Consider the following 3,565-nt stretch of genomic DNA (forward strand, 5'->3'; position numbering starts at 1 on the left):
GTTAGAGGCATTGTATCGTTGGTGTCGCCACTTCACGAGCCGTGGACACTCCGAGCACCAGGCGACTTGTCGTAAGAAAACGATGTGCCACCCCCACATGAACGAGGACAGAACTTGAACTCATATTCCTTCTGGAACAACAAGGGCGGTGTTGGCAAAAGCTTCCTTTGCTTTATAGCCGCGTGCGAATACGCGCATCGCCATCCGGAAATGGATGTCTATGTCATTGACCTCTGTCCGCAGGCAAACGTTTCAGAAACGTTGCTGGGAGGCATTCGGACTAGCCCAAAGCCAATGGCAAAGATGCTCAGCGATGTTCCTAGAAGGACTGTGGCTGGCTATCTTGAGGAACGACTGAGCTCACCTTTTCGAATGATTGGGGAAATTGATAGATTCATTTCCCATCCATCGAAGTTCAATGCCTATATCCCTAAGAATCTATTTCTTATCTGCGGGGATAACCTTCTGGAGATTTTGGCGGAACCCATTAGACAAACATCGCAACTAATGCTGCCAGGAGACGCTTGGGCCAAAACTCAGAACTGGATTCGAGATCTGTGCATAGCGCTGGAAGATCATTCTGGAGAGCGGGACGCAACGTTTGTTATAGATTGCAATCCCAGCTTTGCCGTGTATACGCAGCTTGCACTTGCAGCCTCGGAATCATTAATCATTCCGTACACGGCTGATGACAGCTCTCGGCGCGGCATAGAAAACGTTATCGCTCTACTGTATGGGGTTGGCGATTCGACCATGGGAAGTTATGCCAAACTAAGTTTCGCTCAGAAGGCGAGGGACGAGCACGTCAATATTCCAAAAGTACACACCCTGGTTAGCAACCGTCAGACCCTTTACGACGGCAAGCCTAGCAAAGCCTTTGAAGCACTCAGTAAAGCAATCAAAGCAACTGTCGATGGCATACATAAAAAACATCGTTCATTGTTTTGCTTTCCAACCAAGCTGCCCAGTTCCGAAGTAGTCAATATTCCTGATTATCATGGCGCGTCGATCGTCGCGGCAGCGAACGGAGTTCCAATTCATAGATTGAAGGCTGGTCCGCATGACGTAGCTGGCGATCGTGTGCAGGTAAATCAAGATCCGCTGAATCGTTATACCAGTGCACTTAGAACCTTCGTTGAACGGCTCTAATGCCATCGAGGGCGGCATCCGATTTCGTTAAAGCACGGGCGCGTGCTTTGCTGCTTATTCGCGCGGCTAACGTTCGTACTGCGCGTAAATCGGATTACGCGGCGCATCGAGCATCTTGCTTGCACGCCGCTTTGGCCATGCTGGTGGCAGCATGGGAAGCGTACCTGGAGCGATTGGTTCGCGAAGTGCAATCGGAGATTGCTGACCCCGCACACGCACGGTTGTCAGCCGTGCTGGCCTTGCTTACGAGGCTTACGGAGGGCGAAGTTAAGCGATTTAATACACCGAACGCCAATAATGCCCGTGAGCTTCTAATAAGCCACACGGGTTACGATCCAATCAATGACTGGCATTGGCCAAAAGGCAGGCTGCCTGGTGTTCAGACACGCACGCGATTGGATGAAATATTGCGTGTCAGGCATAGCTTTGCGCATGGCCTGCCAGTGCCCACCGACATAAGTTGGGTGAGAGATCGAGGTATGCCGGGCATTCTAAGTGCCAAAGTGCTAATGACTGTGGATAGATTTATTGCCCACCTGGTCTCGGCAACCGACAAAGGGATGATGGCGCATCTCCAATCCGTATACGGTTTGCGGCCACGTTGGAGTTGACGTCGAAATCGAGGCGTGTAAATGGCATTTGCCCTTGCACGCAACTCGAATCTAAAATTGATCGACGCCAGTCTTCGGGCAAATTTTACAAGCCGCAATTCAACGAGAGCTCAATTGAAACGAGAGCAGTTTATTTTTGACGAGAGCCCGTTTGTTGTAGGGAAACCCTCTGTACAACCCTATTTCCGCTCGCAGCATGGCGCCGTGTATGCGGAGGACTGCAACACCTTCCTAAGGCAGATTAACACCGGTGTGGTGGACACTGTGTTCGCCGATCCACCCTTCAACCTCAAGAAGGAATATGGTGCAAAGTCTAACGACAATCTGACAGAAGAGGAATACCTTGCTTGGTGTAAGACCTGGATCTCAGAAGCCGCAAGAACCCTAAAGCCAGGCGGAGCGTTTTTCCTCTATAACATTCCCAAGTGGAATGTCCTGCTTGGCGCATATATGTCGGAAATCGGCTTGGAATTCCGGCATTGGATCGCCGTCAGCCTGAAACTTGGGTTGCCTATTCAAAGGAAGCTTTACCCAGCACACTACAGCTTGCTTTATTTCACCAAGGGCAAGCCCAAGACATTCAGAAAGCTCCGCACGCCCATTGAGTTGTGTCGGCACTGCAATCGAGAAATTAAGGACTACGGTGGGCATCGCAAGGCGATGAATCCGAAAGGCGTCAACCTCACGGACATCTGGATGGATATTCCACCGGTGCGGCATCAAAAGTACAAGTCAGACGATCGCAAGGCGAATGCTCTGTCGTCGAAAATCCTGGATCGCGTAGTCGAAATATCTACCGTGCCCGGGGATTTGGTGCTCGATCCGTTTGGTGGAAGTGGGACGACATTCGCAGTCTGCGAAGCCAAGCATAGGAATTGGCTCGGAACCGACATCGACTTTGCGCCAGTAATCAAAGAGCGATTGGAAGGCGATCTCTACCTCCACCGCAACTCTGACGTGGTCGATCTCGACTAGCTAGCCTTTGGCGCGACCGTCGGTTCCCTTAGGAATCTTGGGGACGTTGACGTCAGTTCGATCGTGCTCGATTACCACGATCTCAAGCACGCCCTCTTCGACCGCTGCACTGCCCCAGAACTTCATGTATGGCTCAAGCTCGCCGATGTTCCCAACACGGTCAGTGAGGTACTGGGCGAGTTGCTTCGAGGGAACAACCAGCACTCCGGCTTTGATTGTTCCGTTCATCAAGCCCATGCACATCTTGTTGAGCGAGCGATGACTTGACGAGATGTTGCCCGTCTCCCATTCCAAGCAGACTTTCCCGCTCGTGCCGAAAAACGCAACATCCATGTTGCCTGCTTTGGGACCGCCTCCTTCGGATGGCCACGGCACCTCAGAGACCCATTCGCCAGTCTTCGGCGGCTGCGAGAGCTTTACTCGCTTGCCGTAGTCGAGCCCTCCGTTGGTGAGTGCCTGCACTGTCTCGGTCTTCAGCGGCTTGACACCGTTCCCTTCACCCGACTTCTTGCCGCTTTGCGGGTGGATCGCGAAGTCGCTGCCACCCGGAGGCCAGACCGCGCCGCGGACGGCAGCTTCTATCTCCGACTTCAGTTCTGTCCACTCGCCAGACGTCGCGTATGCCCCTTTGGAAATGAGGGTGCGCGTTTCTACAATCTTCAAGTTAGCCTCTCCCAAGGAAAGGCTAAAAGGTATCACGACGCGGCCAGCACTAGTCAGCTCGAAAGTTGAGCTCGTGAAGCAGCGCACACAGCGACGCTGAGCTTCGGCCCGCAGAATGGCAAGGGAGCTGTCCGACTAAGCGTGGCCGGCTAGAATCAGCGGGAGCT

The 3,565-nt window shown here is 52.7% G+C and carries 4 protein-coding genes; 3 read left to right on the forward strand and 1 reads right to left on the reverse strand.

All coding sequences use genetic code 11. The features are described 5' to 3' along the window. Positions 1-114: 114 nt before the first annotated feature. Genes AC07VX_RS26780 through AC07VX_RS26790 form a run of 3 tightly spaced genes read left to right on the forward strand, consistent with a single transcriptional unit; the run spans position 115 to position 2,735 of the window. Positions 115-1,149, forward strand: coding sequence for a ParA family protein (locus AC07VX_RS26780; protein ID WP_493167843.1), 1,035 nt, complete (start codon positions 115-117; stop codon positions 1,147-1,149). Continuing rightward, on the forward strand, positions 1,149-1,760 hold the full coding sequence (locus tag AC07VX_RS26785; protein WP_493167844.1) for a HEPN domain-containing protein: 612 nt from the start codon (positions 1,149-1,151) through the stop codon (positions 1,758-1,760). The genes AC07VX_RS26780 and AC07VX_RS26785 overlap by 1 nt, the downstream gene beginning before the upstream one ends. Positions 1,761-1,781: 21 nt before the next feature. Next, complete coding sequence (locus AC07VX_RS26790; RefSeq protein ID WP_493167845.1) at positions 1,782-2,735, forward strand: DNA-methyltransferase; 954 nt, start codon at positions 1,782-1,784, stop codon at positions 2,733-2,735. Here AC07VX_RS26790 and AC07VX_RS26795 read toward each other — a convergent pair whose 3' ends face one another. Beyond that, positions 2,736-3,398: a PDDEXK family nuclease gene (locus AC07VX_RS26795; protein WP_493167846.1), complete on the reverse strand. Its 663-nt coding sequence runs from the start codon at positions 3,396-3,398 to the stop codon at positions 2,736-2,738. Positions 3,399-3,565 lie beyond the last annotated feature (167 nt).

The sequence above is a fragment of the Roseateles sp. GW821-FHT03B02 genome, assembly GCF_059421025.1.

Excerpts from the sequence above, each read along its gene's own strand:
- AC07VX_RS26785 (WP_493167844.1), top strand. The coding sequence starts at position 1,149 with ATGCCATCGAGGGCGGCATCCGATTTCGTTAAAGCACGGGCGCGTGCT.
- AC07VX_RS26790 (WP_493167845.1), top strand. The coding sequence starts at position 1,782 with ATGGCATTTGCCCTTGCACGCAACTCGAATCTAAAATTGATCGACGCC.